We start from the raw sequence: 2,783 nt of genomic DNA, 5'->3' as shown, positions 1-2,783 counted from the left end.
ATAACGAGGTGCTGCCTCGCGCGGCTGCGATGCAGCCGCTCACCCTCTCCAAGCTGCGCTAGGCGCTGAAGCGCCAAGCTTCGCTATCCTCTCCCTCAAGGGAGAGGATACACCCATCACCCCGCCACGATCTCCGCCACGCCGAACGTGCCACGCTGGTAATCGGCATAGGCCTGGTGGATTTCCTGTACCGTGTTCATCACGAACGGGCCGTGCGCCACCACCGGCTCGGGGATCGGCGCGGCATGGCCGAACAGGATCAGCGCGGGTTCGTCGGCGGTGAGCGTCAGCGTGTCGCCCGCCGAGAGGCTGGCGAGGTGCCAGTTGGGCAGCGCGCGGTCGCCCAGCTTCACGCTCCCGCGTACCGCGTAGAGGAACAGGTCGCGGCCCGCGAGACCGTCAAAGGTCAGCGTCGCGCCCGCCGCCAGTTCCGCCCAGCACAGGAACACGCCGGTGAGCGACTCGATCGGGCCGGTGCGGCCATCGAGTTCGCCCGAGACGAGGTGCACCGTCGCGCCGTCGCCGGCCGCCACGCCCGGAAAGGCCTCGGCCTGCAGCCCGACATAGCGCGGCGCGGTCATCTTGAGCCGGCTCGGCAGGTTCACCCACAGCTGGAGGATCTCCATCGGCCCGCCGTCGCGCTTGAACTCGGCGGGCGAGACTTCGGCATGGACGATCCCGCGCCCGGCGGTCATCCACTGCACGCCGCCGGCGCGGATGATGCTCTCATGCCCCGCCGAATCGGTGTGGGCGAGCGCGCCTTCGAGGATGAAGGTCACCGTCTCGAAGCCGCGATGCGGGTGCGGGCCGAAGGGCAGGCCGCGATTGTTTTGCGGGTAGGTCTGCGGGCCGTGATGGTTGAGGAACAGGAAGGCGCCGATCTGGTCGAGCTTGGGCCCCGGTACCGGCCGCCGGGTGACGAGGTCGCCGATATCGTCGCGGTAGGCGGCGTGGGTGGCGAGCAGGGTGACGTCGGTCATCGATCGTGCCTCAACAGGAAGACGGCGTGTTCCGCCAATAGGTTGGCCATGCCCGATCCGGTCTGCTGGTCGCCGGAGAGGAACCAGGCGCCCTCGATGGCGATGCCGCGTTCCTTCACCAGCGCGCGGAAATCGTCGACGGTGACATGGTGGATGTTGGGCGTCGCATACCAGGCGATCGGCAGCAGCCGGGTGACCGGCATGCGGCCGCCGAACAGCAGCGAGGCGCGCACCCGCCAATGCGCGAAATTGGGGAAGGAGACAAAGGCGTGGCGGCCGATCCGCAGCAACTGCTCGAGTACCCAGTCGGGCCGCCTGGTGGTCTGCAGCGTCTGGCTGAGGATGGCGTAGTCGAAGCTGTCGTCGGGATAGTCGGCAAGGTCGGTATCGGCGTCGCCCTGGATCACCGACAGGCCCTGGCCGACCGCCGCCGCGACGTTGACGGGATCGAGTTCCAGCCCGCGCGCGTCGCAGCCATGCTGGTCGCGCAGCGCCGCCATCAGCGCGCCGTCGCCGCAGCCAACGTCGAGGATGCGGGCGCCGCGGTTCACATGGGATGCGATGATCGCAAGGTCGGGGCGGAGGGTCATGGCCGTTCTCCCGCGGCGAGGAAGCCGCCGATCACGCGGTCGAGCTCGGGGCTCTCCAGCAGGAAGGCGTCATGGCCGAAGGGCGAGCTCAGCTCGACGAAGCTGGCCGGCGCACCCGCGGCGTTGAGCGCATGGGCGATGCTGCGCGACTCCGCGGTCGGATACAGCCAGTCGGTATCGAAGCTCACCACGCAGAACCTTGCCTTAGACGCACGGAAGGCGTTGGCGAGCAGCCCGCCATGCTCCTCGGCGAGGTCGAAATAATCCAACGCCCGGGTGATATAGAGATAGGAATTGGCGTCGAACCGGTCGACGAACGCCAGCCCCTGGTGGCGCAGATAGCTTTCCACCTGGAAATCGGCGTCGAAGCCGAAGGTCTTGGCCTCGCGGCCCTGGAGCTTGCGGCCGAACTTGGCCGTCAGGCCCGCCTCGGACAGATAGGTGATGTGCGCCGCCATCCGCGCGACCGCAAGGCCCGCGGCAGGCGGGTCCTGCGCCTCGTAATAGGCGCCGCTGCGCCACTTCGGATCGGCCATGATCGCCTGGCGGCCGACTTCGTGAAAGGCGATGTTCTGCGCCGAATGCCGCGCCGCCGACGCGATCACCACCGCGGCACGGACGCGCTCGGGAAAGGTCGCCGCCCAGCTCAGCGCCTGCATGCCGCCCATCGATCCGCCGACGACGGCGAAGAGGCGGTCGATGCCGAGATGGTCGAGCAGCATCGCCTGCGCGCGCACCATGTCGCGGATGGTGATGACCGGGAACTGCATGCCCCAGGGCTGGCCGGTCGCGGGGTTGATCGTCGCGGGTCCGGAGGAGCCGAGGCAGCTGCCCAGCACGTTCGAGCAGATCACGAACCAGCGGTTCGTATCGATCGGCTTGCCGGGGCCGACCATGCGTGCCCACCAGCCGGGCTTGCCGGTGACGGGATGTTCGGAAGCGAGGTGCTGGTCGCCGGTCAGCGCGTGGCAGACGAGGATGGCGTTGCTCGCATCGCCGTTCAACGTGCCATAGGTTTCGTAGGCGATGTCGACGGGCGAGAACAGCACGCCGCCGTCGAGGCGCAGCGGCCCCGGCAGCGTTACCGAGCGGCGAAGGCCGAAACGCGGATCATCGGACATCCGCAGGCGGTTAGGCCGCGAAGGGCGCGCGTTCAAGCACCCCATTCCTCCCCGGCACGGGGAGGGGGACCATCGGCGCCAGCCGATGGTGG

At 68.7% G+C, this 2,783-nt stretch carries 3 protein-coding genes; all 3 read right to left on the bottom strand.

Annotated elements, in window-relative coordinates; genetic code table 11:
- Positions 1-116: 116 nt before the first annotated feature.
- Genes SAZ01S_RS23085 through metX form a run of 3 tightly spaced genes read right to left on the bottom strand, consistent with a single transcriptional unit; the run spans position 117 to position 2,691 of the window.
- Complete coding sequence (locus SAZ01S_RS23085) at positions 117-980, bottom strand: pirin family protein (protein ID WP_084584673.1); 864 nt, start codon at positions 978-980, stop codon at positions 117-119.
- On the bottom strand, positions 977-1,570 hold the full coding sequence (gene metW, locus SAZ01S_RS23080) for a methionine biosynthesis protein MetW (RefSeq protein WP_084584672.1): 594 nt from the start codon (positions 1,568-1,570) through the stop codon (positions 977-979). Before metW ends, SAZ01S_RS23085 begins: the two co-directional genes overlap by 4 nt.
- Positions 1,567-2,691 (bottom strand): homoserine O-acetyltransferase MetX, encoded by a 1,125-nt coding sequence (gene metX / locus SAZ01S_RS23075; protein WP_084584671.1) that lies wholly within the window; start codon positions 2,689-2,691, stop codon positions 1,567-1,569. The genes metW and metX overlap by 4 nt, the downstream gene beginning before the upstream one ends.
- Between the last annotated feature and the right edge of the window lie 92 nt (positions 2,692-2,783).

This window comes from Sphingomonas azotifigens NBRC 15497, assembly GCF_002091475.1.
Taxonomy (GTDB): Bacteria; Pseudomonadota; Alphaproteobacteria; order Sphingomonadales; family Sphingomonadaceae; genus Sphingomonas; species Sphingomonas azotifigens.
This window is presented reverse-complemented; position numbering and strand designations above follow the sequence as displayed.